The organism is Streptomyces sp. NPDC000410 (assembly GCF_040300305.1).
GTDB lineage: Bacteria > Actinomycetota > Actinomycetes > Streptomycetales > Streptomycetaceae > Streptomyces.
The window spans coordinates 210,621-236,984 of the sequence record NZ_JBEPDM010000005.1 but is presented as its reverse complement, the minus strand read 5'-3'; the positions used below and the strand labels follow the sequence as shown (position 1 = coordinate 236,984).

The 26,364-nt window shown below is 70.1% G+C and carries 28 protein-coding genes; 21 read left to right on the top strand and 7 right to left on the bottom strand.

The features are described 5' to 3' along the window. The first annotated feature begins 5 nt into the window (after nucleotides 1-5). Both ABT342_RS09550 and ABT342_RS09545 read left to right on the top strand, forming a co-directional pair. Nucleotides 6-893 (top strand): tRNA (adenine-N1)-methyltransferase, encoded by an 888-nt coding sequence (locus ABT342_RS09550; protein WP_351223935.1) that lies wholly within the window; start codon nucleotides 6-8, stop codon nucleotides 891-893. 183 nt (nucleotides 894-1,076) lie between these two features. Beyond that, nucleotides 1,077-1,664: a hypothetical protein gene (locus ABT342_RS09545; protein WP_351569477.1), complete on the top strand. Its 588-nt coding sequence runs from the start codon at nucleotides 1,077-1,079 to the stop codon at nucleotides 1,662-1,664. A gap of 15 nt (nucleotides 1,665-1,679) precedes the next feature. Here the strand turns inward: ABT342_RS09545 and ABT342_RS09540 are convergent, their stop codons facing one another. After that, the gene (locus tag ABT342_RS09540; RefSeq protein WP_351569474.1) at nucleotides 1,680-1,958 is read right to left on the bottom strand and encodes a ferredoxin; all 279 of its coding nucleotides are present in this window, start codon (nucleotides 1,956-1,958) and stop codon (nucleotides 1,680-1,682) included. Between the two features lie 250 nt (nucleotides 1,959-2,208). On the opposite strand from ABT342_RS09540, the gene arc reads away from it, so the two are divergent. From arc to prcA, 6 genes are all read left to right on the top strand, one after another. Further along, on the top strand, nucleotides 2,209-3,975 hold the full coding sequence (arc, locus tag ABT342_RS09535) for a proteasome ATPase (protein ID WP_351569471.1): 1,767 nt from the start codon (nucleotides 2,209-2,211) through the stop codon (nucleotides 3,973-3,975). Nucleotides 3,976-4,247: 272 nt separating this feature from the next. Next, nucleotides 4,248-5,759, top strand: a complete 1,512-nt coding sequence (dop, locus tag ABT342_RS09530) for a depupylase/deamidase Dop (protein ID WP_351569469.1) — start codon at nucleotides 4,248-4,250, stop codon at nucleotides 5,757-5,759. 135 nt (nucleotides 5,760-5,894) lie between these two features. Further along, nucleotides 5,895-6,113 carry a ubiquitin-like protein Pup gene (locus ABT342_RS09525; protein WP_138056201.1) on the top strand — a complete coding sequence of 73 codons (219 nt, stop codon included), beginning with the start codon at nucleotides 5,895-5,897 and terminating at the stop codon, nucleotides 6,111-6,113. Nucleotides 6,114-6,121: 8 nt separating this feature from the next. Beyond that, the gene (locus ABT342_RS09520) at nucleotides 6,122-6,724 is read left to right on the top strand and encodes an endonuclease VII domain-containing protein (protein ID WP_351569466.1); all 603 of its coding nucleotides are present in this window, start codon (nucleotides 6,122-6,124) and stop codon (nucleotides 6,722-6,724) included. Beyond that, nucleotides 6,676-7,521 carry a proteasome subunit beta gene (prcB, locus tag ABT342_RS09515; RefSeq protein WP_351569463.1) on the top strand — a complete coding sequence of 282 codons (846 nt, stop codon included), beginning with the start codon at nucleotides 6,676-6,678 and terminating at the stop codon, nucleotides 7,519-7,521. Before ABT342_RS09520 ends, prcB begins: the two co-directional genes overlap by 49 nt. Before the next feature lie 59 nt (nucleotides 7,522-7,580). Beyond that, nucleotides 7,581-8,339: a proteasome subunit alpha gene (gene prcA, locus ABT342_RS09510; protein WP_351569460.1), complete on the top strand. Its 759-nt coding sequence runs from the start codon at nucleotides 7,581-7,583 to the stop codon at nucleotides 8,337-8,339. 204 nt (nucleotides 8,340-8,543) lie between these two features. On the opposite strand, the gene ABT342_RS09505 is transcribed toward prcA, so the two are convergent. Then, entirely contained in the window at nucleotides 8,544-9,569 is a 1,026-nt protein-coding gene (locus ABT342_RS09505; RefSeq protein WP_351569457.1) for a LacI family DNA-binding transcriptional regulator, read from the bottom strand. Between the two features lie 125 nt (nucleotides 9,570-9,694). Here ABT342_RS09505 and ABT342_RS09500 point away from each other — a divergent pair, with 125 nt between their 5' ends. From ABT342_RS09500 to ABT342_RS09440, 13 genes are all read left to right on the top strand, one after another. Next, the gene (locus ABT342_RS09500) at nucleotides 9,695-10,966 is read left to right on the top strand and encodes an MFS transporter (protein ID WP_351569454.1); all 1,272 of its coding nucleotides are present in this window, start codon (nucleotides 9,695-9,697) and stop codon (nucleotides 10,964-10,966) included. A 9-nt stretch (nucleotides 10,967-10,975) separates the two neighbouring features. Beyond that, nucleotides 10,976-12,337 (top strand): Pup--protein ligase, encoded by a 1,362-nt coding sequence (gene pafA / locus ABT342_RS09495; protein WP_351569451.1) that lies wholly within the window; start codon nucleotides 10,976-10,978, stop codon nucleotides 12,335-12,337. Between the two features lie 109 nt (nucleotides 12,338-12,446). Then, nucleotides 12,447-13,394, top strand: coding sequence for an FKBP-type peptidyl-prolyl cis-trans isomerase (locus ABT342_RS09490; protein WP_351569449.1), 948 nt, complete (start codon nucleotides 12,447-12,449; stop codon nucleotides 13,392-13,394). Between the two features lie 43 nt (nucleotides 13,395-13,437). Beyond that, nucleotides 13,438-13,809 carry an FKBP-type peptidyl-prolyl cis-trans isomerase gene (locus ABT342_RS09485; RefSeq protein ID WP_351569447.1) on the top strand — a complete coding sequence of 124 codons (372 nt, stop codon included), beginning with the start codon at nucleotides 13,438-13,440 and terminating at the stop codon, nucleotides 13,807-13,809. Between the two features lie 135 nt (nucleotides 13,810-13,944). After that, on the top strand, nucleotides 13,945-14,901 hold the full coding sequence (locus tag ABT342_RS09480; protein WP_351569445.1) for a helix-turn-helix transcriptional regulator: 957 nt from the start codon (nucleotides 13,945-13,947) through the stop codon (nucleotides 14,899-14,901). Between the two features lie 17 nt (nucleotides 14,902-14,918). Continuing rightward, nucleotides 14,919-15,887 (top strand): helix-turn-helix transcriptional regulator, encoded by a 969-nt coding sequence (locus ABT342_RS09475; protein ID WP_351569442.1) that lies wholly within the window; start codon nucleotides 14,919-14,921, stop codon nucleotides 15,885-15,887. Nucleotides 15,888-15,917: 30 nt separating this feature from the next. Then, a complete protein-coding gene (locus ABT342_RS09470; RefSeq protein WP_351569439.1) occupies nucleotides 15,918-16,172 on the top strand; it encodes a CpXC domain-containing protein in 255 nt (84 codons plus the stop codon). 36 nt (nucleotides 16,173-16,208) lie between these two features. Then, the gene (locus ABT342_RS09465) at nucleotides 16,209-16,406 is read left to right on the top strand and encodes a hypothetical protein (protein WP_351569436.1); all 198 of its coding nucleotides are present in this window, start codon (nucleotides 16,209-16,211) and stop codon (nucleotides 16,404-16,406) included. A 239-nt stretch (nucleotides 16,407-16,645) separates the two neighbouring features. Further along, nucleotides 16,646-16,939, top strand: coding sequence for a Sec-independent protein translocase subunit TatA (gene tatA, locus ABT342_RS09460; RefSeq protein WP_351569433.1), 294 nt, complete (start codon nucleotides 16,646-16,648; stop codon nucleotides 16,937-16,939). A 48-nt stretch (nucleotides 16,940-16,987) separates the two neighbouring features. Then, nucleotides 16,988-17,938, top strand: a complete 951-nt coding sequence (gene tatC / locus ABT342_RS09455) for a twin-arginine translocase subunit TatC (RefSeq protein WP_351569430.1) — start codon at nucleotides 16,988-16,990, stop codon at nucleotides 17,936-17,938. A gap of 18 nt (nucleotides 17,939-17,956) precedes the next feature. Then, nucleotides 17,957-18,865 carry a diacylglycerol kinase gene (locus tag ABT342_RS09450; RefSeq protein ID WP_351569427.1) on the top strand — a complete coding sequence of 303 codons (909 nt, stop codon included), beginning with the start codon at nucleotides 17,957-17,959 and terminating at the stop codon, nucleotides 18,863-18,865. Nucleotides 18,866-18,910: 45 nt separating this feature from the next. Continuing rightward, nucleotides 18,911-21,748, top strand: a complete 2,838-nt coding sequence (locus ABT342_RS09445) for a DEAD/DEAH box helicase (protein WP_351569424.1) — start codon at nucleotides 18,911-18,913, stop codon at nucleotides 21,746-21,748. 126 nt (nucleotides 21,749-21,874) lie between these two features. Continuing rightward, complete coding sequence (locus ABT342_RS09440; protein WP_351569421.1) at nucleotides 21,875-22,510, top strand: TetR/AcrR family transcriptional regulator; 636 nt, start codon at nucleotides 21,875-21,877, stop codon at nucleotides 22,508-22,510. 48 nt (nucleotides 22,511-22,558) lie between these two features. Here the strand turns inward: ABT342_RS09440 and ABT342_RS09435 are convergent, their stop codons facing one another. The 5 genes from ABT342_RS09435 to ABT342_RS09415 are packed head-to-tail and all read right to left on the bottom strand — an operon-like array spanning nucleotide 22,559 to nucleotide 26,299. Continuing rightward, the gene (locus tag ABT342_RS09435) at nucleotides 22,559-23,494 is read right to left on the bottom strand and encodes an ADP-ribosylglycohydrolase family protein (protein ID WP_351569418.1); all 936 of its coding nucleotides are present in this window, start codon (nucleotides 23,492-23,494) and stop codon (nucleotides 22,559-22,561) included. A gap of 31 nt (nucleotides 23,495-23,525) precedes the next feature. Continuing rightward, on the bottom strand, nucleotides 23,526-24,302 hold the full coding sequence (locus ABT342_RS09430) for an anti-sigma factor (protein ID WP_351569415.1): 777 nt from the start codon (nucleotides 24,300-24,302) through the stop codon (nucleotides 23,526-23,528). Beyond that, on the bottom strand, nucleotides 24,299-24,883 hold the full coding sequence (locus tag ABT342_RS09425; protein ID WP_351569412.1) for a sigma-70 family RNA polymerase sigma factor: 585 nt from the start codon (nucleotides 24,881-24,883) through the stop codon (nucleotides 24,299-24,301). Before ABT342_RS09425 ends, ABT342_RS09430 begins: the two co-directional genes overlap by 4 nt. Nucleotides 24,884-24,917: 34 nt before the next feature. Then, nucleotides 24,918-25,379: an ABA4-like family protein gene (locus tag ABT342_RS09420; RefSeq protein WP_351569409.1), complete on the bottom strand. Its 462-nt coding sequence runs from the start codon at nucleotides 25,377-25,379 to the stop codon at nucleotides 24,918-24,920. Continuing rightward, on the bottom strand, nucleotides 25,376-26,299 hold the full coding sequence (locus ABT342_RS09415; protein ID WP_351569650.1) for a hypothetical protein: 924 nt from the start codon (nucleotides 26,297-26,299) through the stop codon (nucleotides 25,376-25,378). The genes ABT342_RS09420 and ABT342_RS09415 overlap by 4 nt, the downstream gene beginning before the upstream one ends. Nucleotides 26,300-26,364: the final 65 nt, after the last annotated feature.

The window sequence follows — 26,364 nt, the reverse complement described above, 5'->3', positions numbered from 1 at the left end:
GTCACATGTCCGAACCGACCGGTGCCGCCCGCCGTCGCGGGCCCTTCAAGGTCGGGGACCAGGTCCAGCTCACCGACCCCAAGGGACGCCACTACACGTTCACGCTCGAGGCCGGGAAGAATTTCCACACCCACAAGGGTTCCTTCCCGCACGACGAGCTGATCGGCGCTCCCGAGGGCAGTGTTGTCCGTACCACGGGAAACGTCGCCTACCTCGCGCTGCGCCCCCTGCTCCCCGACTACGTCCTGTCCATGCCCCGCGGCGCCGCCGTGGTCTACCCCAAGGACGCGGGGCAGATCCTTGCCTTCGCGGACATCTTCCCCGGCGCACGCGTCGTCGAGGCGGGGGTGGGATCCGGCTCACTGAGCAGCTTCCTGCTCCGCGCCATCGGCGACGAGGGCATGCTGCACTCGTACGAGCGCCGCGAGGACTTCGCGGAGATCGCCAAGGGCAACGTCGAGCGCTACTTCGGCGGACCGCACCCGGCCTGGACGCTCACTGTCGGTGACCTCCAGGACAACCTCTCGGACGCCGACGTCGACCGCGTCATCCTGGACATGCTCGCCCCCTGGGAGTGCCTGGAGGCCGTCTCCAAGGCGCTCGTCCCCGGCGGCATCCTCTGCTGCTACGTGGCGACCACCACCCAGCTCGCCCGGACCGTGGAGTCCATCCGCGAGATCGGCTGCTACGCCGAGCCGCAGCCCTGGGAGTCCATGATCCGCAACTGGCACGTCGAGGGCCTGGCCGTCCGCCCCGATCACCGGATGATCGGCCACACCGGCTTCCTGGTCACCGCCCGCCGTCTCGCGGACGGTGTGGAGCCTCCGATGCGCCGCCGCCGCCCCGCCAAGGGCGCGTACGGCGAGGACTACGAGGGCCCCAACAAGGGCTGACGCCCGCTCAGCGACAACGCACCGGCGCCACCGCCGAGTTCCCGTACGGCCTCCTGGAGGGCGGCAGGAACTCGGCGGTGGCGCTTTTACGTTGGTATTTCCCACCCCCCTGTTCCCGGTCGGTGTGACGTGTGGCACGATGCCTCACACCCCACCGGCACCGCCCCACAGGAGACATCCCGCGTGCAGACCCCCGCGACGCTCCCGGACCTCGGGCACACCGATGCCCGCCCGGTGCACTGGCTCGCCACCGCGACGGCGATGGCGGCGGTGGTGGCGGGCGCCGGTCTGCTCCAGCCCGATGCGGCCAAGGCGGACCCGTCCGGCTCCGGCATCGTCACGGCCGCGGCTCCCGCTCCGGCCCCCGCCCCGGACGCGGCAGGGGTGGAACTGCCCCTCGAATGCGGCGGAGCCGGTACGACAGTCGTGAAGAACGCGTCGGGCGACCTGGACGGCGACGGCGGCGCCGAGACGGTCGTGGTGGCCCGCTGCGCGGCCGGCTCGGGAACCCCGCCGAGCGGCGTCTACGTACTCGCCCGCGCCACGGACGGCACGGCCCGCACCGTCGCGACGCTGCTGGATCCCGCGCGGCACCTCAGTGTCGGGGACTTCGCGGTGCGTGACGGCGTGGTCACGGCGACGGTCCTCGGGTACTCGTCCCCGGCCGTGCCGAGCTGCTGTCCGGATCAGCTGGAGAGCGTCAAGTGGCAGTGGCGCGGTGGGAAGTTCGTACAGTCCGCCCAGGCGTCCCCCGACACGGACCGTGCGTGATCCCTCACGCGCGGTCTACTCGGCGTCGGGCCCGTAGACCTCGACCCTGTCCGAAACGCGGCGTACATGAATGCAGTCGCCCGGGCATTCCTTGGCCGAGTCGATGACGTCGGTCAGCAGCGGCAGCGGTACGGGCGTTGTGGCCCCGGGCTGCTGCAACAGCTCGTCGTCCGAGCTCTTCACATAGGCGAGTCCGTCGATGTCCAGCTCGAAGACCTCAGGCGCGTACTGGGCGCAGATGCCGTCGCCGGTGCACAGGTCCTGGTCGATCCAGACCTCGAGCGCCTCGTTCATGTCGCCTGCCGTTCCTGCGTTCCTGCGCGGTTTGCATCAATAGGTGCCAGCCCTGACGGGTGTTGACCGTTCCGACCATACAACCGCCCGCTTTCCGATGTTGATGGGTGGGTATTCCCCTGGCGTGAGGGAGAGCGCAAGGGTGAAGATCGGACACACCCCTTACGTCTTTGTGATCTAGGGGTTTCAATCATCACCCACCCAGGTAGGGTCAGGAAGCGTCCAGCTCCCCTTGGAGGAGGTGAGGACCGTGGCAGCCCACGACGACGACAACAACCGCGGCTTCCGGCCGGGACGGGGGTCTGAAGACCCTGCCGGCCAGGTTGCCTATCTTGAGCAGGAGATCGCCGTCCTGCGCCGCAAGCTCGCCGACTCTCCGCGTCATACGAGGATTCTCGAAGAGCGGATCGTCGAGCTGCAGACAAACCTGGCCGGCGTGTCCGCGCAGAACGAGCGACTGGCGAACACGCTCCGTGAGGCCCGCGATCAGATCGTGGCCCTCAAGGAAGAGGTCGACCGGCTCGCGCAGCCGCCGGCCGGCTTCGGTGTCTTCCTGCAGGCAAATGAGGACGGCACCGCCGACATCTTCACCGGGGGCCGCAAGCTCCGGGTGAACGTCAGCCCCAGCGTCGATCTGGACGATCTTCGGCGCGGCCAGGAAGTCATGCTCAACGAGGCGCTCAACGTGGTCGAGGCCATGGAGTACGAGCGCACCGGGGACATCGTCACCCTCAAGGAGATCCTCGAGGACGGCGAGCGCGCCCTGGTGATCGGGCACACCGACGAGGAACGGGTGGTACGGCTCGCTGAGCCGCTGCTGGACGCCACCATCCGCCCCGGCGACGCCCTGCTGCTCGAGCCCAGGTCCGGGTACGTGTACGAGGTGGTGCCCAAGAGCGAGGTCGAAGAGCTCGTCCTCGAAGAGGTCCCGGATGTCGACTACAACAAGATCGGCGGTCTGGGCAACCAGATCGAGATGATCCGCGACGCGGTCGAGCTTCCGTACCTCTACCCGGACCTCTTCAAGGAGCACGAACTGCGGCCGCCGAAGGGCATCCTGCTCTACGGCCCGCCCGGATGCGGCAAGACGCTGATCGCGAAGGCGGTCGCCAACTCCCTTGCCAAGAAGGTCGCCGAGGTGACCGGCCAGCCCGCGGGGAAGAGCTACTTCCTCAACATCAAGGGCCCCGAGCTCCTCAACAAGTACGTCGGTGAGACCGAGCGGCACATCCGCCTCGTCTTCCAGCGTGCCCGGGAGAAGGCGAGCGAGGGCACCCCCGTCATCGTCTTCTTCGACGAGATGGAGTCCCTCTTCCGCACCCGTGGCTCCGGTGTCAGCTCGGACGTCGAGAACACGATCGTCCCGCAGCTGCTCGCCGAGATCGACGGTGTGGAAGGCCTGGAGAACGTCATCGTGATCGGCGCCTCCAACCGTGAGGACATGATCGACCCCGCGATCCTGCGGCCCGGCCGGCTCGACGTCAAGATCAAGATCGAGCGTCCGGACGCGGAGGCCGCGAAGGACATCTTCGCCAAGTACCTCACACCTTCGCTCCCGCTGCACGCGGACGACCTGTCCGAGCACAGCGGATCGAAGGACGCCGCTGCCCACGCCATGATCCAGTCGGTGGTGGAGCAGATGTACGCGGAAACCGAGGAGAACCGCTTCCTGGAGGTCACGTACGCCAACGGTGACAAGGAAGTCCTCTACTTCAAGGACTTCAACTCCGGCGCCATGATCCAGAACATTGTGGACCGGGCGAAGAAGATGGCCATCAAGGCATTCCTCGACCACAACCAGAAGGGCCTTCGGGTCTCCCACCTCCTCCAGGCATGCGTGGACGAGTTCAAGGAGAACGAGGACCTGCCGAACACGACGAACCCGGACGACTGGGCCAGGATTTCCGGAAAGAAGGGCGAGCGGATCGTATTCATCCGCACCCTTGTCACCGGAAAGCAGGGCGCGGACACCGGACGCTCCATCGACACGGTGGCAAACACCGGTCAGTACCTGTAGATCGCAGACCGGCTGCGGATGTCCTGGAGGTCCCCCCGCCGGATGTGGGGGGAGGACATCCGCAGCCGCCTGCTTTCCACGGGCCCCGGACGGGTAATCGCACCACACGGAGCAATGACCGAATTGATCTCCCCACCGGCGCAGAGGCGTTCTAGGCTCTTCCGTACCGCCGACTCGCGCAGTGCGGGGACGGGCACCGCACACGCATCGGAGAACCAGCGGTACTTGAGCGCCGCACCCGAACGGGAGCGCCGCCGGGCAAGGAGGGCCGCATGACCGTACGGCGAGTAATGGGCATCGAGACGGAGTACGGGATCTCCGTCCCCGGCCACCCGAACGCCAATGCCATGCTCACCTCGTCCCAGATCGTCAACGCTTATGCGGCGGCGATGCACCGGGCGCGACGCGCCCGCTGGGACTTCGAGGAGGAGAATCCGCTGCGGGACGCCCGCGGCTTCGACCTCGCCCGCGAGGCCGCCGACTCCAGTCAGCTCACGGACGAGGACATCGGCCTGGCCAATGTCATCCTGACCAACGGAGCACGGCTCTACGTCGACCACGCGCACCCCGAGTACAGCGCCCCCGAGGTCACGAATCCGCGCGACGCGGTGCTCTGGGACAAGGCCGGCGAGCGGATCATGGCGGAGGCGGCCGAGCGGGCGGCCCAGCTCCCCGGCGCCCAGCCGATCCACCTGTACAAGAACAACACCGACAACAAGGGCGCGTCCTACGGCACGCACGAGAACTACCTGATGAAGCGGGAGACCCCCTTCTCGGACATCGTGCGGCACCTGACGCCGTTCTTCGTCTCCCGCCAGGTCGTCACCGGTGCCGGACGGGTCGGCATCGGCCAGGACGGTCACGAGCACGGCTTCCAGATCAGTCAGCGAGCCGACTATTTCGAGGTCGAGGTCGGCCTGGAGACCACGCTCAAGCGCCCCATCATCAACACCCGGGACGAGCCCCACGCCGACGCCGAGAAGTACCGCCGACTGCACGTGATCATCGGTGACGCGAACCTGTCGGAGATCTCGACGTACCTGAAGCTCGGCACGACCTCGCTGGTCCTGTCCATGATCGAGGACGGCTTCATCAATGTCGACCTGGCGGTCGACCAGCCCGTACGCACGCTCCACCAGGTCTCCCACGACCCGACGCTCCAGCACCTGGTCACGCTGCGCAGCGGCCGGACACTCACCGCCGTCCAGTTGCAGATGGAGTACTTCGAGCTGGCCCGTAAGTACGTCGACGAGCGCTTCGGGGTCGACGCGGACGAGCAGACCAAGGACGTCCTGGTCCGCTGGGAGGACACCCTCAACCGGCTCGAGAACGACCCCATGAGCCTGTCCGGGGAGCTCGACTGGATCGCCAAGCGGGAGATCCTCGAGGGCTACCGGCGCCGGGACGGCCTGGACTGGGACGCGGCGCGGCTGCACCTGGTGGACCTGCAGTACGCCGACGTACGCCCCGAGAAGGGCCTGTACAACCGTCTGGTGGCCCGCGGCAAGATGAAGCGGCTCCTGGACGAGCAGGCCGTGGAGAGGGCCGAGAGCAAGCCTCCGGAGGACACCCGGGCGTACTTCCGCGGTCGCTGCTTGGAGCAGTACGCGGACGACGTCGCCGCGGCCTCCTGGGACTCGGTCATCTTCGACCTCCCCGGTCGTGACTCTCTGCAACGTGTGCCGACCCTGGAGCCGCTGCGCGGCACCCGTAACCACGTCAAGGAGCTGCTGGACCGCTGCCGCACCGCGGAAGAGCTGGTCCGCGTGCTCTCCGGCGGCTGAAATGGTCCCGGTCCGGGAATCATGGAGGTGACCCCCGGACGTTGAGGAAAGTACGGGGCCGATGTCAGACCCTCCTTGTAGGGTCTGATCTTGAGTGGGCCGAACCAAACGGGCAAACCGAGCGGGGTGAGGGATATGGCGACCAAGGACACCGGCGGCGGTCAGCAGCGGGCCACGCGATCCACCGAGGAGGTCGAGGAGCAGGCGCAGGACGCACAGGCCTCCGAGGACCTCAAGGAGCGCCAGGAGAAGCTGTCGGACGACGTCGACTCCGTGCTGGACGAAATCGACGACGTACTCGAGGAGAACGCAGAGGACTTCGTTCGAAGCTTCGTTCAAAAGGGCGGACAGTAGTCACCTGTATGAACGAGGGGGATGCGAAGCGATGCGCGGGATGCAAGCGGGCGCTACCGCTTGCATCCTTCGAGGCGGACCGCAATCGGCGCGATGGACTCCAAGTGCGATGCCGGGAGTGCGTGGCTGAGTACGGAGCTGCGTACTACCGGCGCCGCCGGGAAGCCATGGGCAAGACTATGCGTGGGAACGTGGACGTGCCCGAAGGGTACAAACTGTGTCGGACCTGCGGTCAGGTGAAGCCCCACAGCGACTGGCATCGCAACGCGACCGCCTCGGACGGCCTCGCGACGCGTTGCAAGGTGTGCAAGGCGGTCCAAGACCGTGAGGGACACCTCAAGCGCCAGTACGGGATATCCGAGGCCGAGCGGGACGAGATGATCTCGTCTCAGATGGGGATCTGCTCGATCTGCCTGGCTGTTCCCGCAGTCCATGTGGATCACTGCCACGAGACGGGTAGGGTCCGTGGCGTACTGTGCTTCAACTGCAATTCGGCCATCGGCAAGTTGGGAGATGATCCCGACACACTTCGTCGGGCTGCCGCCTATCTGGAAGGAAACCCGTGGAAGCCAACACTCGTAGCACAGGGCGTCTACCAGCTGCCTTCCTGACGCCTGGCTCGTCATCGTTCATGGACTTCCTGGGCGAGCACTCCCCGGAGCTGCTCCCGGGCAAGCGCGTCCTGCCCGCGGTGCAGGGCGCCATCGAAGCACCGCACGGTACGACGATCGTGGCCACGTCGTTCCCCGGCGGCGTGGTGCTCGCCGGTGACCGGCGGGCGACGATGGGCAACATGATCGCGCAGCGGGATATCGAAAAGGTGTTCCCGGCCGATGAGTACTCGGCGGTGGGCATCGCCGGTACGGCCGGTCTCGCGGTGGAGATGGTGAAGCTCTTCCAGCTGGAGCTGGAGCACTTCGAGAAGGTCGAGGGCGTCCAGCTCTCCCTGGAGGGCAAGGCGAACCGTCTCTCCACCATGATCCGGAGCAACCTCGGCATGGCCATGCAGGGCCTCGCCGTGGTCCCGCTCTTCGCCGGCTGGGACGTCGACCGCGAGAAGGGCCGCATCTTCTCGTACGACGTCACGGGCGGCCGCTCGGAGGAGCACGGCTTCGCGGCCACCGGCTCCGGCTCGATCTTCGCCCGCGGGGCGATGAAGAAGCTCTACCGCGAAGACCTCACCGAGCAGCAGGCCATCACCCTGGTCGTCCAGGCGCTGTACGACGCGGCCGACGACGACTCCGCGACCGGTGGTCCGGATGTGGCCCGCCGGATCTATCCGATCGTCACCGTCATCACGGACGAGGGCTTCCGCAGGCTGACCGAGGCGGAATCCTCCGAGGTCGCCCGCTCGATCCTGGAGCGGCGCCTCGAACAGCCCGACGGCCCGCGCGCCGCGCTGCTCTGATGTCCGCGCCATCGACAGAACCATTGACGGAACCACCGACGGAAAGGGACGGATAGCCGGTGTCGACGCCGTTCTATGTCTCACCACAGCAGGCCATGGCCGACCGGGCGGAGTTCGCCCGGAAAGGCATCGCCCGTGGTCGCAGCCTGGTTGTGCTGCAGTACGCCGACGGCATTGTCTTCGTCGGCGAGAACCCGTCCCGTGCGCTGCACAAGTTCAGCGAGATCTACGACCGGATCGGCTTCGCCGCGGCCGGTAAGTACAACGAGTACGAGAACCTGCGGATCGGCGGAGTCCGCTACGCCGATCTGCGGGGATACACCTACGATCGTGACGATGTGACGGCCCGTGGCCTCGCCAACGTCTACGCCCAGACGCTGGGCACGATCTTCTCCAGCGCCGCCGAGAAGCCGTACGAGGTGGAGCTGGTCGTCGCCGAGGTCGGCACCTCGCCGGAGGGTGACCAGATCTACCGGCTGCCGCACGACGGCTCGATCGTGGACGAGCACGGGTCGGTGGCGGTCGGCGGCAACGCGGAGCAGATCAACACGTTCCTGGACCAGCGGCACCGGGACGGTATGACGCTGGCCGAGGCGCTGAGGCTGGCGGTGCAGGCGCTGTCCCGCGACACCAACGGCACGGAGCGGGAGATCCCCGCGGAGCGGCTGGAGGTGGCGGTCCTGGACCGTACGCGTCCGCAGGACCGCAAGTTCAAGCGCATCGTGGGCCGTCAGCTGTCCCGCCTCCTCCAGACGGACGACGCGGCCTCGACCCCGACGGAGGCCCCCTCCGACGCGGACGATTCCCCCGGGGCGTAACCGCCGCCCCACGCTCCACCCCGCCCCGGGCCCCTGGCAGGACCAGGGCCCCGGGGGCGGGGTGTTTGAGCCCCGGGTCTGAGGGGCGCCAGGGAGTGGGGGACCAGGGGCGCTCGGCCCGGTCCCTGGGCCTTTCCCAGGGCGTGCGGGGTCCCCGCTGCCGCCCGCGCGGCACACACGACGCTTCCGCCCGCCGGGCGGGCGTCAGGGCGGCGGTGGGGCCGTCGAGGACCGGGGGATCAGGGTGACCGGGAGGTCGTCCGCGTCGGGGGAACGGCCGGAGAGGACGGCCAGGAGGGCGGACATGCCCGCCTCGCCCACCCGCTCCGCGGGCAACCGCACCGTCGTGAGTTCCGGCTCCACCGCCGTGGCCAGGGCGAGGTCGTCGAAGCCGCTGACCGAGATGTCCTCCGGCACCCGCAGGCCCAGGCGTCGTACGGCCTTGCAGGCCCCCGCCGCGAGGATGTCGTCGTCGCACACCAGCGCGGTCGGCCGGGGCCCCGCCGCGGCCAGGGCGCGCTCCGCCGCCTCACGCCCCCCGCTCACCGAGAGCGGCGCCGCGAAGGTGCTCAGAGAGGCGCCAGGGACCCCGGACAGCGCCGAGGCGAGCACCCGGGCCCGTACCTCGAAGGTCCACGACGGCACGGCCGATGCCAGGTGGACGAACCGCCGGTGGCCGAGCCCGAGGAGATGCCGTGTCACCTGCCGCATGCCGTCCGCGATGTCGAGATTGACCTGCGCCGCCGCCCCGGGGTCGGCGGGGTCGCTGTCGAGCATCACCAACGGCAGATCCGTCCCCCGGATCGCGTCCAGCGCCTGCGCCGCCATGGACGAGGCGATCACCCCGTCCAGTGCCGCCCGCGCCGAGGCGAAGGGGTCCCTCGCCGGCCCCACGCCCTCCGGCGACGGGTAGAGCACCACGCCGAAGTCGTGCAGCGCGGCAACCCGCGCGGCGCCCGCGTACACCCGTGCGAAGAACTCGTTGGTGAGCGCGGGCACGACCAGCAGTGCCGTCCGCGTACGGCCGAGCCGCAGGCTGCGGGCCGCCAGATTCGGCCGGTAGCCGAGGTCCCGGGCGGCCTGCCGGACCAGGTCCGCGGTGCGCTCGGAGACCCGGCCCCGCCACTTGTCGCCCAGCACCAGCGACACCGTGGCCTGTGAGACCCCCGCGGCCCGTGCCACGTCCTTGCTGGTCGGCCGCGCGCCGCCGGCGGGCTCCCGGGTCTGCACACTCGCCTCCGCGCGTTACGGTCGTCCACCGCGACGGGTGGACTCGCGGCCTGCGGACATGGTACGTATGACCGCGACGTTATACGTAAAACTTCCCCGATCGGGGCCAAGCGAAGAGGCGGAACATGGGCGCGGGAGCCACCGGCTACGCAGAAATCCTCAAGGCGCCGCATGCTGCACGCCTGCTCGTGGGCACCCTCGTGGGCCGTCTGCCGAACGGCACCGCGCCCGTCGCGATCGTGCTCTTCACCCGCGCCGAGGGCGGCAGCTACAGCCTGGCCGGCGCCCTCGCCGCCGTGTACGGACTGGCCACCGCGGTGGGCCAGCCGCTCCTCGGACGGGCCGTCGACCTGTACGGTCAGCCCCGCGTCCAGTTCCCCGCCGCCGTCGTCTCGGCCCTCGGCATGATCTGGCTCGCCGTCGCGGGCATCGGCCTGCTCCCGGTCGCGTACGCCGCCGTCGCCGTCGCCGGACTGTTCACGCCGCCGCTCGAAGGCGGGCTGCGCGCGCTCTGGCCGAGCGTTCTCGGCCACCGCGAGGACCGGGTGCACCGCGCCTACGCCATGGACGCGGTCGCCCAGGAAGTCATGTTCACCGTCGGCCCATTGCTGGTGACGCTGCTCGTGTCACTCTTCTCGCCCGCGGCCGCGCTCCTGGTCATCAACGTCATAGGCGTCTTCGGCGCACTCTCCGTAGTCCTCTCCGCGCCCTCCCGGGCCTGGCGTTCCGCGCCCCGTGAGGCCCACTGGCTCGGCGCGCTGCGCTCGCCCGGCCTGCTCGCCCTGCTCGGCTCGTTCTTCTTCGTCGGCCTCGCCCTCGGTTCCATCACCGTCGCCGCCTTCGCCTACGCCGAGGGCCGTGGCGGCGAGTCCGTCTACGGCTGGCTGATGGCCGCCCTCGGCCTCGGCGCGCTCATCGGCGGCATGTTCTACGGCGCACGGCACTGGCCCGGCGCACCCGAACGGCGACTGCGGGCCATCGTCGCCCTGCTCGCCCTCGGCTATCTGCCGCTCGTGCTCACTCCCGGTGTCGTCACGATGACGGCACTCTCCGCGCTCTCCGGCGTGTTCCTCGCGCCCGCCATTGCCTGCGCCTTCATCGTCGTCGACCGGCACGCCCCCCGAGGCACCGTCACCGAGGCGTTCTCCTGGCTGGTGACCACCTTCGGCGTCGGCGCGGCGGTCGGAACGGCCGCGGCGGGCCCGGCGGTGGAGCTCGGCGGAACCGCCGCCGGTTTCGCGGTCGCGGGCGGCGGCGGAATCGTCGCGCTGCTCGTCCTGCTGGCCACCGGACGGGTCCTCGCAGTTCCCGCCCGCACCGAACACATCGCGTCAGCGGATGAAAATGATCGAAGCGGTGCCGTCGAACCCGGTTTCAGCTCAGGCCATCAGGCGTAATGTTCAGTCATGGACCGCCGCATTTTCGGGCTGGAGAACGAGTACGGCGTCACGTGCACGTTCAGGGGACAGCGCCGACTGTCTCCTGACGAAGTGGCGCGCTACCTCTTCCGCCGTGTTGTGTCATGGGGCCGCAGTAGCAACGTGTTCCTGCGCAATGGGGCCCGCCTCTACCTCGACGTGGGTTCGCATCCGGAATACGCAACACCCGAATGCGACAACGTGACGGAGTTGGTCACCCACGACAAGGCGGGCGAGCGCATCCTCGAAGGCCTGCTCGTCGACGCCGAACGCCGCCTGCACGAGGAGGGAATCGCGGGCGACGTCTATCTCTTCAAGAACAACACCGACTCGGCGGGAAACTCCTACGGCTGCCATGAGAACTACCTCGTGGCCCGCCACGGAGAATTCTCCCGGCTCGCGGACATCCTGATTCCGTTCCTCGTCACCAGGCAGCTGCTCTGCGGCGCCGGCAAGGTGCTGCAGACCCCGCGCGGCGCGGTCTACTGCGTCAGCCAGCGAGCCGAGCACATCTGGGAGGGTGTCAGCTCCGCCACCACCCGCTCCCGTCCCATCATCAACACCCGCGACGAACCGCACGCGGACGCCGAGCGCTACCGCCGCCTCCACGTCATCGTCGGCGATTCGAACATGTCCGAGACGACCATGCTGCTCAAGGTCGGCGCCACCGATCTCGTACTGCGCATGATCGAGGCGGGCACGGTCATGCGCGATCTGACGCTGGAGAACCCGATCCGCGCGATCCGCGAGGTCAGCCACGACATCACGGGCCAGCGCAAGGTGCGTCTGGCGAGCGGCCGTGAGGCCTCGGCGCTCGAGGTCCAGCGCGAGTACTACGAAAAGGCCGTGGACTTCGTCGACCGCCGGGGCATCCGCACCGGCACCGTCGAGCAGGTCCTCGAACTGTGGGGCCGCACGCTCGACGCCATCGAGGAGGAGGACCTCGACCGGATCGGCACCGAAATCGACTGGGTGATGAAGTACAAGCTCATCGAGCGGTACCGGGCCAAGAACAACATGACGATGTCGCACCCGAGGGTCGCTCAGATAGACCTCGCGTACCACGACATCCACCGCCGCCGCGGGCTGTACTACCTCCTGGAGAAGCGCGGCCAGGCGGCCCGTATCTGCAACGACCTGAAGATCTTCGAGGGCAAGTCCGTGCCCCCGCAGACCACCAGGGCGCGGCTGCGCGGAGACTTCATCCGCCGGGCCCAGGAGCAGCGCCGCGACTTCACCGTCGACTGGGTGCACCTCAAGCTCAACGACCAGGCACAGCGCACCGTGTTGTGCAAAGACCCGTTCCGGTCGGTGGACGACCGCGTGGAGAAACTGATCGCCGGTATGTGATTCTCCGGGCGTGGAACGCCACTCGGGCCCCGTACGTTCCTCGTGCGGGGCCCTTGGCACGCCCTAGAGTGTCGACCGACCGATGTGCCGTCTGAGATCTGAGGAACACGTGCGCCGACTTGCCGGCCTACTCGTCGTCCCCCTGCTGCTGCTTTCCACGGCGGCGTGCGGCGACGAAAAGGGCTCCGAAACCACCTCCACGCAGGGCGTCTCCACGCCGGGCGCGCTGCCCGCCATCACCGCCGGTGAGAAGTTCGGGCAGAAGCCGACACTCGCCAAGGGGGAGGGCACCCCGCCCAAGGAGCTCAAGGTCGAAGTCATCAGCGAGGGCAAGGGAGCCCCGCTGAAGAAGTACGACAAGGCGAGTGTCAACTACCTCGGCCAGCTGTGGGACGGGACGGAGCCGTTCGACAACAGCTTCGACCGGGGCCAGCCGTACCCCGTGCTGATCGGCGGCGGCGGCGTCATCCCGGGATGGCAGAAGGCTCTGGAAGGCCAGAAGGTCGGCAGCCGCCTGGAGGTGGCGATCCCGCCGGAGCTCGGCTACGGCGCGCAGGGCCAGGGCGACATCCCGCCCAACGCCACGCTGGTGTTCGTGATGGACATCGTGAAGGCCGAGCCCATCGCGCTGACCGCGAAGGGCACCGAGGTCGCGCAGGACAACATCGACCTGCCCAAGGTCGGCACCAACACCGACGGCAAGGCACCGTCCATCACCGTTCCCAAGAAGCCCGCTCCGACCAAGCTCGTGTCGAACTACGTCATCGAGGGCAGCGGGCCCGCGGTGAAGCAGACCGACACCGTGGTCGTCCAGTACAAGGGCGTTCTGTGGAAGGACGGCAAGGAGTTCGACAGCAGCTACAAGACGGGTGAGCCGGTCTCCTTCCCGCTGTCGCAGGTGGTTCCGGGCTGGTCCCAGGGCCTCGCGGGCAAGAAGGTGGGCAGCCGCGTCCTCCTCGTCGTACCGCCGGACCTCGGCTACGGCGACCAGGACCAGGGACCGATCCCGGGCAAGTCCACGCTGGTCTTCTCGGTCGACATCCTCACGGTTCTGTAAGACTGTCCCGGTTGACTCGCACAAAGAAAGCAAGGAGCACCACGTGAGCATCGAGAAGCCCGAGGTCGACTTCCCGGGCGGCGAGCCGCCGAAGGACCTGGAGATCAAGGATCTCTGGGAGGGCGACGGCCCGGTGGCCAAGGCCGGCGACACCGTCTCCGTCCACTACGTGGGCGTGTCCTTCTCCAGCGGTGAGGAGTTCGACTCCTCCTGGAACCGCGGCACCCCGCTGCAGTTCAAGCTCGGCGTCGGCCAGGTCATCGCGGGCTGGGACCAGGGCGTGCAGGGCATGAAGGTCGGCGGCCGCCGCCAGCTGATCATCCCCGCGCACCTCGCGTACGGCGACCGCGGCGCCGGTGGCAAGATCGCCCCGGGCGAGACGCTGATCTTCGTCTGCGACCTGGTCGCGGTCTGATCGCGCTCTGATCGCATCCGGTTCACAACCGGTCACGATGGGGTCCATGCCTATGCGGGCATGGGCCCCACGCTTTTGTCATGACAGCCCGTAGCGGTAGGTTCGACGATCAGAGGACTGCGAGGAAGGGCGTCGATGGCCATTGCCAAGGCCGAGCGGCTGATGAACCTGGCGCTGTGTCTGCTCGGGACACGGCGGCCGCTCAGCAAGCGGGAGCTGCGCGGCTCCATTGAGGCCTACCTGGAAGCGGGTTCCGACGACTCCTTCAACCGCATGTTCGAGCGGGACAAGGACGATCTGCGCGAACTCGGCCTGGTCATCGCCACCGTGGAGAACCTCGACGGCGAGACCGGGTATCTCGCCCGCCGGGACTCCAACCGGCTGCCGCCCATCACCCTCGACGCCGAGGAGGCCGCGGCCCTCGGCCTCGCCGCCAAGGTCTGGCAGCAGGCCCGCCTCGCCGGGGCGGCGAGCGGCGCCCTGCAGAAGCTCCGCGCCGCCGGCATGCCCGAGGCGGAGGACGCGTACGAGGCCCAGCACAGCGCCCTCGAACCGCGCATCCCGGTCCATGAGACCGCCTTCGAGCCGCTGATGCTCGCCTGCCGCGACCGTCGCCCGGTCGTCTTCGACTACCGCAAGTCCACCGCCGCACGCCCCGAGACCCGCCAGGTCGAGCCCTGGACCCTGGAGTGCTGGCGCGGGCACTGGTACCTCGCGGGCTGGGACCGGGACCGCGGCGCCGAGCGGGTCTTCCGGCTCTCCCGCATCACCGGGAAGGTCCGCTCCCGCCAGGGCTCCTTCACCGCGCCCGTGCCCGATGTGGTCACCGTCCGGGAGACCGTCGAGAGCTGGGCGGGGGAGACCGCGACCCGTACCGCACGCATCAAGCTGCGCACCGACGCCGGCTACCCGCTGCGCGCCCGCGCCACGGCCGTACGGGAACTGGGCGACGGCTGGGACGAGTTGGAGATCCCGTACGGGCACGGCCTGGACGCCTGGCTCGTCGAATTCGGCCCGGACGTGGTCGTACTGGAGCCCGCCGATCTGCGGGCCGATGTGGTCGACCGGCTTCGTGCCGTGGCCAAGGGCTGAGGGGGAGTCGGACAACCATGGCCGCGAACGCCATTGACCAGACCCGGCGGATGCTCTCGCTGGTGACGTATCTGCGCGAGCGCCCCGGCGCGCGCGTCGGGGACGTCGCGCGGGCCTTCGGGATCAGCGAGGACGAGCTGATCTCGGACCTCGACGTACTGCCCATGTGCGGGACCAGCTTCCGCGGCGGCGATCTGCTCGACATCGACACCGACGGCGACCGGATCTGGTGGCACAACCCGGACGATGTCGCCGAGCCGCTGCGCCTCGCCGCCGACGAGGCGACCGCGCTGCTCGTCGCCGCGCGCGCCGTCGCCACGCTCCCCGGGTTGCGCGAGGGCGACCGTGAGGCGCTCCTGCGGGCCACCGCCAAGCTGGAGGCGGCGGCCGGCGAGGTGGCGGGCGCGAGCTCCCGGCTCTCGGTGACCTTCGAGTCCGAGGGCGGCGTCTTCGCCGAGGTCGACCGCGCGATCTCCGAGCGCCGCAGGCTGTGGCTGCGCTACTACTCCCCGGCGCGCGACGAGCTCACCGAGCGCGAGGTCGACCCGATCCGCCTTTTCGCCGTCGGCCACACGTACATGGAGGCCTGGTGCTACCTCTCCGAGGCGCGCCGGACCTTCCGCCTCGACCGGGTCGCCGAGATCCGGCTCCTGGAGGAGCCCTCGGCGCCGCCGGAGATCGAGCTGCGGGACCTGTCGGAAGGCCTGGTCCAGCCCTCGGCCGAGGACCCGGAGGTCGTGGTCGAGGTCGCGCCCGGCGGCCGCTGGGTCGCCGAGTACTACCCGCACGACAGCGCGGAGGAACTGCCCGGGGGCGGTCTGCGGATCACCCTGCGCACCCCCGACCCGGCGTCGTTGCGACGGCTCGCGCTGCGGCTCGGCCGGGACGGCCGGATCGTCGCCCCGCAGGACCTGGCCGACAACGCCCGGCAGGCGGCGCTCGAGGCGCTGGACGCGTACGGCACCGCGTACGACGGCCGGGACTGACGACCGCGACCGATGGGAGATACGAGGGATATGTCCGCGCTGCCCGGAATCTCGGTGCCCAGGGTCCCGGTCCTCTTCAAGGCCGCCTGCCCCGACTGCCGCGCCCGCTTCGAACTCTCGGCGGGCGCGCTGCGCCTCGCGATCGGCGCGAGCCGGCGGACGACGTTCTACTCCTTCACCTGCCCCGAGTGCGGGGCGGCCGTCCGTAAACCGGCGGGTGAGCGGATCGTCGAACTCCTCACCGGCGGCGGCGTGCGGACACTGCGCCTCCACTCCACCGTCTGAAGCTCCCCGCGAGCTCCCTCCTCTAGGCTCTGCTTCATGTTCTGGCCCATGCTCGCCATCGCCCTCGGATTTCTCGGGATCGCCGTCCTCGGCATCCTCGGCATCAGGGTCTTCGTGGAGGCCCAGCGCCTCGGCCGCCAAGTGGCCCGGACCACGGAGCTGATCAACGACGCGGCGGAGGAGCTGGAACAGTCGGCGGCGAGGCTGGCGCGTACCGGCGAGGCCCTGCGCTAGTCCGGCAAGATCGGGCGGCCGGGATCCGGGCGGCCGCGGTCTCCTGACGTGGGAGGGCGAACGGTAGGCTGCGGTTGACGGCCCAGAACGTACGGAACGGGTCGCAAGCGTGAGTATGCACAGACATTGCCCTGCGTTTACTCCTGCGGGTTACGATCGCTGACAACGTGGTGATCGGACGCCTGTCCGACCAGTAAGGCAGCCCGCCTCCCGCCGCCTCAGTGAGAAGGAAGTCGCACATGATCGGCAATCTGAAGCCCCTTGAGATCCTTCTGATCGTCGTGGTCATCCTGCTGCTGTTCGGTGCCAAGAAGCTGCCTGACATGGCTCGTTCCCTGGGCAAGTCCGCTCGCATCCTGAAGAGCGAGGCCAAGGCGATGAAGAAGGACGGCGAGACGACCGAGGGTCCGGCGGCCACCACCGCTGAGCACGCGGCCCAGCCGCAGGACGCGCCTCGTACGATCAAGGCGGCTCCCGGGGACGTCACGAGCAGCCGTCCGGTCTCGGAGCCGAACCGCACCGCTCAGAGCTGATCCGGCTCCTGGTTCCCTGACGGTTTTCGCACGAGACGAGGAAGTGGGTTGCTCAAGTCTGCCCGCAAGCAGGAGAAGGACGCCGAGGGGCGCATGCCTCTCGGAGAGCACCTGCGTGAGCTGCGCAACCGGCTGATGAAGTCGGTCCTGGCGATCGTCGTGGTGACGATCGTCGCGGCCTTCTTCCAGAAGGAGATCTTCGAGTTCCTGATGCGGCCGATCCTGGAGTCGGTCGGCTGCGCGAACGGCGCGCGAACCATGGTCAACGGCAGGCCGTGCGCGGAGATGACCACCCAGGGCCTGCTGTCCCCGTTCACCATCGCGCTCAAGGTCGCCCTGATGGCGGGCGTACTGGCCGCCACGCCGATCTGGCTCTTCCAGCTCTGGGCCTTCATCGCTCCCGGACTGCACAGCCACGAGAAGCGTTACACGCTGAGCTTCGTGGTCGCCGGTGTCCCGCTCTTCGTCGGCGGCGCCTACCTCGCGTACTCGATCCTGCCGCAGACCGCGGAGATCATGCTCGGCTTCACGCCGGACGGCGCGCGGAACCTGCTGCCGCTCGACGACTATCTCGACCTGATCACCCGCATGGTGATCGTCTTCGGCCTCGCCTTCGAGCTGCCCCTGCTGCTCATCCTGCTCAATATGACCGGGGTGCTCACGGCCCGGCGCATGCTCGGCTGGTGGCGAGGAATGATCATCGGCCTGACCGCCTTCTCGGCGATCGCCACCCCTGGCGGCGAGCCGATCTCGATGCTCCTGCTGGCGGGACCGCTCGCCGTCCTGTACTTCCTGGCTGTGGGCTTCTCCTTCGTCAACGATGCCCGCCGCCGGCGCAAGAACCCCGACGCCGAGCTGGACGACGACGAGGCCTCCGACCTCGACCTCACACCCGAGGACGTCGGAGCCGTCGAGGCCGTGCCGTCGGCACGAGCCCTTCCCGAGCAGGCCACCGCCTCGGACCGGGACCGCGTCAACGGTTACGACGACATCACCTGACCTTGTAGTGTCCGGCGGGTGACCAGCGAGATCACCCTCTTCGTCAATCCCACCGCGGGCCGCGGCCGGGGCGCGCACGCCGCGCAGCCGGCCGCGCGGGCTTTGCGGGACGCCGGATTCTCCGTACGCACGGTCCTCGGCACCGATGCCGAGGACGCGCTGCGCCGCGCCCGGGACGCCGTGGCCGGAGGGACCGGCGCGCTCATAGCCGTCGGCGGGGACGGGATGGTGAACCTCGCGCTCCAGGCCGTCGCCGGAACCCGCACACCCCTCGGAGTCGTCGCCGTCGGGACCGGGAACGACTTCGCGCGAGCGCTGGGCCTGCCGGTGCGGGAGCCCGCGGCCGCCGGGCGGCTGGCCGCCGAGGCGCTCAAGGGCGCGCTGATCCGGGACGTCGACCTCGGCAGGGTCGGGGAACGGTGGTTCGGGACGGTCCTCGCCTCCGGGTTCGACTCGCGCGTCAACGACCGGGGTAACCGGATGCGCCTGCCCGCGGGACGCTTCAAGTACGACCTCGCCATGATCGCCGAACTCGCCGCCTTCGCGCCCGTCCCGTACCGGGTCCGGCTCGACGACGGGCCCGTCCAGGAGATCGAGGCGACGCTGATCGCCGTCGGGAACGGATCGTCGTACGGCGGAGGGATGCGGATCTGCGCCGACGCCGCCCTCGACGACGGGCTCTTCGACGTGACCGTCGTGGGGAGCTGCTCGCGCACCACCCTGCTCAAGGTGTTCCCGAAGGTCTACAAGGGCACCCACCTCGGCCACCCCGCCGTCACCGTCCACCGGGCCTCCAGGATCGAACTGCTGGCGCAGGGGATCACGGGGTACGCGGACGGGGAGCCGCTCGGCCCGCTGCCGCTGACCGCCGAGTGCGTACCCGGCGCCGTACGCGTGCTCGACCCCGCCGCCGCCCGGGTCGAATAAAGATCGCGCCCACTGTCAGAGGCGACCGGTAGTCTCGATAGCAAGATGACAGAGGACCTCTCACCAGCTGAGCGATACGCCGCCGCTCGGATCCGTGCCGCCGAGCAGGCCACCGCACTCGCTCCATTCCGCGACCTGTACGAGTTCGACCTGGACCCCTTCCAGATCGAGGCCTGCGAGGCCCTGGAGGCGGGTAAGGGCGTGCTCGTCGCGGCGCCCACCGGATCCGGCAAGACGATCGTGGGCGAATTCGCCGTGCACCTCGCCCTGGCCCAGGGGCGCAAGTGTTTCTACACGACCCCCATCAAGGCGCTGTCCAACCAGAAGTACTCGGACCTGGTCAAGCGGTACGGCCCCGAGAAGGTCGGCCTGCTCACCGGCGACAACAGCGTCAACTCCGAGGCGCCGGTGGTCGTCATGACCACCGAGGTCCTCCGCAACATGCTGTACGCGGGCTCCCAGTCGCTGCGCGGCCTCGGCCATGTGGTCATGGACGAGGTGCACTACCTCTCCGACCGCTTCCGCGGCGCGGTCTGGGAGGAAGTGATCATCCATCTTCCGGACTCCGTGACGCTGGTGTCCCTTTCGGCCACCGTGTCCAACGCGGAGGAGTTCGGTGACTGGCTGGACACCGTCCGTGGCGACACCGAAGTGATCGTCTCCGAGTCCCGCCCCGTGCCGCTGTGGCAGCACGTGCTGGCCGGGCGGCGGATGTACGACCTCTTCGAGGAGGAGACCGACCACGGCGGCCGGGGCTCGGCCCGCCGCGAGGTCAACCCCGACCTGGTCCGCATGGCCCGCATGGAGAACTCGAAGACGTACAACCCGCGCGACCGCCGCCGCGGGAAGATGGTCCGCGAGGCCGACCGCGAGCGCGAGCGCAGACAGCGCAGCCGGATCTGGACCCCGTCCCGGCCCGAGGTCATAGAGCGCCTCGACGCCGAAGGGCTGCTGCCCGCCATCACGTTCATCTTCAGCCGGGCCGCGTGCGAGGCCGCCGTACAGCAGTGCCTCGCCTTCGGCCTGCGGCTCAACGACGAGGAAGCGCGCCACAAGGTCCGCGAGATCGTCGAGGAGCGCACCGCCTCCATCCCCGGCGAGGACCTCCATGTGCTGGGCTACTACGAGTGGCTGGAGGGCCTGGAGCGGGGCATAGCCGCGCACCATGCCGGAATGCTGCCCACATTCAAGGAAGTTGTCGAAGAGCTCTTCGTCCGCGGGCTGGTCAAGGCCGTGTTCGCCACGGAGACCCTCGCCCTCGGCATCAACATGCCCGCCAGGTCGGTCGTGTTGGAGAAGCTGGTCAAGTGGAACGGCGAGCAGCACGCCGACATCACCCCCGGTGAGTACACACAGCTCACCGGCCGGGCCGGCCGGCGAGGCATCGACGTCGAGGGCCACGCGGTCGTGCTGTGGCAGCGCGGCATGGACCCGGGTGCCCTCGCGGGCCTCGCGGGTACGCGCACGTACCCGCTCCGCTCCAGCTTCAAGCCGTCCTACAACATGGCCGTGAACCTTGTGCACCAGTTCGGCCGGCACCGCTCGCGCGAGCTGCTGGAGACGTCCTTCGCACAGTTCCAGGCCGACAGGTCGGTCGTCGGCATCTCCCGCCAGGTGCAGAAGAACGAAGAGGGCCTCGAGGGCTACCGGGAGGGCATGACCTGCCACCTCGGAGACTTCGAGGAGTACGCGCGGCTGCGCCGCGACCTCAAGGACCGCGAGACCGAGCTGGCCAAGCAGGGCGCGGCGCAGCGCAGGGCGGCGGCCGCGAGCTCGCTGGAGAAGCTCAAGCCGGGCGACGTCATCCATGTCCCGACGGGCAAGTTCGCCGGTCTCGCGCTGGTGCTCGACCCCGGGCTGCCTGCCGGTCGCTCGGGCGGCCAGCGAGGAGGCTACGAGTACCACGACGGCCCCCGGCCGCTCGTGCTGACCGCCGAGCGGCAGGTCAAGCGGCTCGCGTCGATCGACTTCCCGGTGCCGGTGGAGGCACTGGAGCGGATGCGGATCCCCAGGTCGTTCAACCCGCGTTCGCCGCAGTCCCGGCGCGACCTCGCCTCCGCGCTGCGGACGAAGGCCGGGCACATCGAGCCCGACCGGCACCGCAAGGCACGGTCCGAGGCCGCGGACGACCGTGAGATCGCCCGGCTGCGCAAGGACATCCGGGCGCATCCCTGCCACGGCTGCGACGAGCGCGAGGACCACGCACGGTGGGCCGAGCGGTACTACCGCCTCCAGCGGGACACCCGGCAGCTGGAGCGCCGTATCGAGGGCCGGACGAACACCATCGCCCGCACCTTCGACCGGATCGTCGGCCTGCTGACCGAGATGGACTACCTCCGCGGCAACGAGGTCACCGACCACGGCAGGCGGCTGGCCAGGCTCTACGGCGAGCTCGATCTGCTCGCGAGCGAGTGCCTGCGCGAGGGCGTCTGGGAGGGCCTGGGCCCGGCCGAACTGGCCGCGTGCGTCTCGGCGCTGGTCTACGAGGCACGGCAGGCGGACGACGCGGTGGCGCCGAAGCTCCCGGCCGGGAAGGCTAAGGCCGCGCTGGGCGAGATGGTGCGGATCTGGGGCCGGCTGGACGCGCTCGAGGAAGAGTTCAAGATCAACCAGGCCGAGGGAGTCGGCCAGCGCGAGCCCGACCTCGGCTTCGCCTGGGCCGCGTATCAGTGGGCGTCCGGAAAGGGCCTCGACGAGGTCCTCCGGGAGGCGGAGATGCCCGCGGGCGACTTCGTCCGCTGGTGCAAGCAGGTGATCGACGTACTCGGGCAGATCGCGGCGGCGGGGCCGGGCGCGACCGAGGGAAGCACGGTCACACGCAACGCGCGCAAGGCGGTGGACGCGTTGCTCCGGGGTGTGGTGGCGTACAGCTCGGTGGGCTGAGACCGGGGCCGCCCCGGGTTCCGGCCCGGGGCGGCGGACACGGAGCCCGCGCGGGCGTACCTGCCCTTTCGTGTGGGGCCGCTCGCCAAGATCTCGATGTCATCGGCGTGTGCGACGATCTGCCCCATGAGCACCACGGGACGAAGAGTCGGGCGGCCGCGCGCCACCCAGCGGCCGGACAGCGGGCTGTCCCCGCGCGACGAACTGCTCGCCGCCGCGGCGGAGCTGTTCACCACGCGCGGCTACGCGGCGACGTCGACCCGGGCGGTGGCGGAGCGCGCCGGGATCCGGCAGGCCACGATGTACCACTACGTCGACGGCAAGGAGGACCTCCTCGCCGAACTCCTCGAATCGACCGTGACGCCGTCACTGTCCCTGGCCCGTCGGCTCCTGGCGGAGGACGGGCGCGGCGCGGAGGCGCGGCTGTGGGAACTGTGCCGTTCGGACGTGGAGTTGCTGTGCGGTGGTCCGCACAATCTGGGGGGCCTGTATCTGCTGCCGGAGGTGCAGGAGGAGCGTTTCGCGGAGTTCCATCGGGTGCGGGCCGATCTGAAGGACGCGTACGGGCAGTTGCTGGCCGGGACGGGAGCGGGGCTCGTGCTCGACAAGGGTGAGCTCGCGCTCCGCACGGACCTGGTGTTCGGGCTCATCGAGGGCGTGATTCTGATCCGGCGGTCGGATCCGGAGCGGCCGGTGGGGGTGTTCGCGGCGGCGACGGCGGATGCGGCGCTGAGGATCGCGGGGGTTACGGGGGTCGGGTGACCCCGGCGGTGTGCGGCCGTCCTCGCGGGGTCCCGGCGGCCCCCGGGGTCAGAGGGAGAGGCGCTCGGCGAGCGACGCCAGGTCCGGGGTGCGCAGGACGCGGGGGGAGTAACCGGGCAGGGGGACATGGAGAGCGGCCGTCCACCGCTCTGGGATCGCCGTCGCGCCGTACACGGCTCCCGCGAGCGCTCCGGTGACCGCCGCCACCGTGTCGGTGTCGCCGCCCAGATCGATCGCCGCCCCCACGGCGGCCTCGAACGTCGATGTCGTGCGCAGCGACCACAGTGCCGAACCCAGGCACGGCCACACCGCGCCGTTGAACTCGGTCGCGTCGTCCGGATGCCACTCCTCCGCCAGCACCTTCGCCCAGCGCGCCCGCTGGTCCTCGTGCACCTCGGCCAGTGCGTCGGGCACGGCGCCCACCGGATCGCCCCCGTCGAGCGCCACCCGGATCAGCTCGTGCAGGACGGCCGTGCCTTCCCACGCGGCGCGGTCGCCATGCGTCAGCGCGGCGATCCGGCGTGCCGCGGCCATCGTGGCCGTGCGTCCGGCCCCCGCGAAGTACACCGCCGACGTGGCGGCCCGCATCAGCGAACCGTTGCCCGCGGCCCGGCCGTCGACCTGGAAGTGCAGCGCCGCCGCGCGATCCCACGGCTGACCGTTCGTCAGCACCTGCTCGGTCTGCAGGCCGATGTCCTTGGGGTCGCCCCCGGCCCAGCGCTGGAAACGGCCGAACATGTCGGCCGGGTCGAGACCGCCCCGCTCCAGCAGGGATTCGGCCACCAGCACGGCCATCTGCGTGTCGTCGGTGGCCTCACCCGGATCCCAGCCGCCGCCCCCGCACAACTCGCCCAGCCCGTCCGGGAAGCGGGCCGTGTAGCCGCCCGCGAGGCCGAACTCGAAGGGCGCGCCCAGCGCGTCCCCGACGGCGGAACCCACGACGGCGCCGATCACGCGGTCCGACTCACCCTCACCCTCATGCATCCGCTCAGCGTACGTCGCGGGGCCGCCGTCCTCACCGGGCCCGGTCCGCCGGGAAGTCCAGCACCGCCAGCGGCTCGGACGTCGGTGCGGGCGAGCCGCCCGCCGGCTCCACCGTCACCCCCATGCCCGTGGCCCGCCCGACGGGTCCGTCCATGAGGAGCGCCGCCCCCCCGGACGGGTCCAGCAGCCCCGCCGGCCGCATCGTCCCGCCGTCGGCGAACCACAGCTGGTACACCTTGCCGACGCCCGGCTCCGGCAGCCCGGACGCCAGGAAGACCGCCCGGTCCCGTTCGCGCGACACGGCCACCGTGCCCGACGCGCCGCCGTCGCCGAGCGCGGCCGAGCTGGTCCGTACGTCGGGCGCCGTCAGCACCTGGGCCAGTTCCTCGGTCCGCCGCTGCGCCTGGCGTGCCGTGTCGCGGGCCTCGTCCGCCGCGCGCAGCTGCCAGAGTGCGATGCCGCCGAGCCCGGCGGAGGCCGTCAGGCACGCGGCGAGCGCGAAGCGCAAGAGGCTGCGACGGGCGCCCGGTCGGACCCGGCGGGCCGGTGGCGCACCGATCCTCGGCGGTTCCTGACGTACCGTCGCCACCCGCGCCAGCACATGGGCCTTCATCGCGGGCGGCGGCGTCTCGGTGGCGGCGAGCCCGAGCCGTACCGCCGTCGCGCCGAGCTCGCGCACCTCCTGCGCGCAGGCCGGGCAGGCCTCCAGATGCCGTTCGAAGCGGGCGCGTTCGCGTTCGCCGAGCGCGTGGAGGGCGTACGCGCCGGTCAGCGTGTGCAGTTCGGCGTCCCGTCCGGTGCCGCTCATGCGTTCACCCCCAGGCAGTCGCGCAGGCGGATCAGTCCGTCGCGCATCCGTGTCTTCACGGTGCCGATCGGCACGGCGAGCAGCTCCGCCACCTCCCGGTACGCGAGCCCGCGGTAGTACGCCAGCGTCACCGACTGGCGCTGCAGCTCGGTCAGCGTGCGCAGACAGCGCCGTACCTGCTCCCGTTCCAGCCGGGCCTCCACCTGCTCGACGACCTCGTCGAAGGCGGGCGTCCGGGCCAGCCGTGCGGCCTTCTGGTCGCGGTCGGCCGCGGACTGGGCGGAGCGCACCCGGTCCACCGCGCGCCGGTGGGCGAGCGTGAGCGTCCAGGTCAGCGCCGAGCCCCGGGACGGCTGGAAGCGCGCGGCCGTACGCCACAGCTCGATCAGCACCTCCTGCGTCACCTCCTCCGACTGCGCCGGATCGCGCAGGACGCCGCGGACCACGCCGAGTACGGGCCCGCAGACCGCGTCGTACAGCCGCGAGAAGGCCTCCTGGTCGCCGCGCGCGACCCGTACGAGCAGTTCGTCGAGGTCCGGCCCGGCCGGTGGTGTGCCCGCTATGTGAATGGCTTCCCTCACGCGCCCCTCCCGCTGACCGACTCCGCTTCCCTCCCTATACGGAGCCGACGCGCTCAGGGACAGGTCCGGCGGCGGAAATTTGCCGTCCCTTCACCGCACGCAGCCCCAGGAAGACCAGGAGCCCGATCGGCGACAGCAGGATCGTCAGCACCAGCAGCGGGCCCATCAGCAGGGGATGGAGTCCGAGCCGGCGCGCCTCCAGATACATCCACTGGCCGATCAGCAGGTCCCAGGCGATCACCTGCGCCCAGATCGCGCCCGCGCCGTCCGCGAGCGCGACGAGATCGCGGAAGGTCTCGAGGTCCGGTTGGCGGACGGCCGCCCACAGCTCGGGGAAGACGGGCGCGGCGAGGCCGAGGTAGACGAGCAGGATCGGGACCACGGTGAGGGGCGACGCGGCGATCCGGCCGGTCCACCGCCGGCCCGGCGCGAAGATCATCAGCAGCCAGACCGGGGCGGCGAGCCAGAAGGACAGCTCGAAGAGGATGACGGTCATGCGGCGAGCTCCTTCTCGGTGTCATCTCCGGTGACCGTGACGGGAGTCGTGCGGAGTGCCGCGAAGGAGGCGGCGGCGCCGGCGACGAGGATCAGGGTCGCCGCCGCGAGCGTCGCGCCGTCGGGGTGGATCAGCGGCTGACCGCGCAGGGCCTGCCAGGTGAGCAGGGCGAGGACGGCGGCGTACGCGCCGGCGGCCACGAGCACCAGCCGCAGCTGTACGCGCTCGTCGCGCAGCCGGGCGAAGCGCGGGGCGAGCGCCACGAGCAGCACCAGGAAGAGCGGGATCAGCTGGAGGCCGTGCATCCCGAAGAAGTGGGCGATCCGCAGATCGCCACCGGTCGTCGACCAGCCGGTGAGGGGCATCCCCGGACCGCCGTCCGCCACGCCGACGCTGTGCGCACCGACGATCTTGGCCTCGCCCGAGCCGGCGGCCGCGACCTGCTCCGGGGTGGCCTGGGCCATCAGGAAGCCGAGCCCCGCCCCGGCGAGGGCGAGGACCGCGCCGCAACGGACGGCCCAGGTGGTCGCGCGGTCGGCGAGGCGGGCGCGGAAGAGGAACAGGGCGATGGCCAGCATGGCGAGCCAGAGGACCAGGACGGTCAGCGCCATCGTGTTGTACAGCATCGAGTCGAAGGGCGTCTCGTGGTTGAAGTGGCTGCGCTTTCCGCGGATCACCTGCCCCGTGATGATCACCATCTCGAGCATGCTGGCGGCGGCGACGACCGTGCCGGCCCACCAGCCGGGTCGCCGGAGCCTGGGCCGGGCCCGGCCAAGCAGCGACAGCATCCAGGCGAACGTCGGCGCGTACGCCACGAACGACACGGCGAACTTGAAGGGCTTCGCCCAGATCGGGGCGCCGACGAGTACGCGGTCGTCGACGGCGAGACCGATGGCGGAGACGACGGTCAGGACGACCATTGAGGCGGCGAACGCGACCAAGGGCCCGTGCCAGTCGCGCCAGGTGCGCCAGTTACGCCAGGAAG

What these genes read in the sequence shown, in the direction of transcription:
- ABT342_RS09435 (WP_351569418.1), bottom strand. Translation starts at nt 23,494, where the DNA reads ATGCATGAGGGTGAGGGTGAGTCGGACCGCGTGATCGGCGCCGTCGTG.
- ABT342_RS09520 (WP_351569466.1), top strand. Translation starts at nt 6,122, where the DNA reads ATGAACGAGGGGGATGCGAAGCGATGCGCGGGATGCAAGCGGGCGCTA.
- ABT342_RS09430 (WP_351569415.1), bottom strand. Translation starts at nt 24,302, where the DNA reads ATGAGCGGCACCGGACGGGACGCCGAACTGCACACGCTGACCGGCGCG.
- ABT342_RS09415 (WP_351569650.1), bottom strand. Translation starts at nt 26,299, where the DNA reads ATGGTCGTCCTGACCGTCGTCTCCGCCATCGGTCTCGCCGTCGACGAC.
- ABT342_RS09500 (WP_351569454.1), top strand. Translation starts at nt 9,695, where the DNA reads ATGGGCGCGGGAGCCACCGGCTACGCAGAAATCCTCAAGGCGCCGCAT.
- ABT342_RS09525 (WP_138056201.1), top strand. Translation starts at nt 5,895, where the DNA reads ATGGCGACCAAGGACACCGGCGGCGGTCAGCAGCGGGCCACGCGATCC.
- ABT342_RS09445 (WP_351569424.1), top strand. Translation starts at nt 18,911, where the DNA reads ATGACAGAGGACCTCTCACCAGCTGAGCGATACGCCGCCGCTCGGATC.
- tatA (WP_351569433.1), top strand. Translation starts at nt 16,646, where the DNA reads ATGATCGGCAATCTGAAGCCCCTTGAGATCCTTCTGATCGTCGTGGTC.
- ABT342_RS09480 (WP_351569445.1), top strand. Translation starts at nt 13,945, where the DNA reads ATGGCCATTGCCAAGGCCGAGCGGCTGATGAACCTGGCGCTGTGTCTG.
- ABT342_RS09540 (WP_351569474.1), bottom strand. Translation starts at nt 1,958, where the DNA reads ATGAACGAGGCGCTCGAGGTCTGGATCGACCAGGACCTGTGCACCGGC.
- pafA (WP_351569451.1), top strand. Translation starts at nt 10,976, where the DNA reads ATGGACCGCCGCATTTTCGGGCTGGAGAACGAGTACGGCGTCACGTGC.
- ABT342_RS09465 (WP_351569436.1), top strand. Translation starts at nt 16,209, where the DNA reads ATGTTCTGGCCCATGCTCGCCATCGCCCTCGGATTTCTCGGGATCGCC.
- ABT342_RS09420 (WP_351569409.1), bottom strand. Translation starts at nt 25,379, where the DNA reads ATGACCGTCATCCTCTTCGAGCTGTCCTTCTGGCTCGCCGCCCCGGTC.
- ABT342_RS09440 (WP_351569421.1), top strand. Translation starts at nt 21,875, where the DNA reads ATGAGCACCACGGGACGAAGAGTCGGGCGGCCGCGCGCCACCCAGCGG.
- ABT342_RS09475 (WP_351569442.1), top strand. Translation starts at nt 14,919, where the DNA reads ATGGCCGCGAACGCCATTGACCAGACCCGGCGGATGCTCTCGCTGGTG.
- ABT342_RS09470 (WP_351569439.1), top strand. Translation starts at nt 15,918, where the DNA reads ATGTCCGCGCTGCCCGGAATCTCGGTGCCCAGGGTCCCGGTCCTCTTC.
- ABT342_RS09550 (WP_351223935.1), top strand. Translation starts at nt 6, where the DNA reads ATGTCCGAACCGACCGGTGCCGCCCGCCGTCGCGGGCCCTTCAAGGTC.
- dop (WP_351569469.1), top strand. Translation starts at nt 4,248, where the DNA reads ATGACCGTACGGCGAGTAATGGGCATCGAGACGGAGTACGGGATCTCC.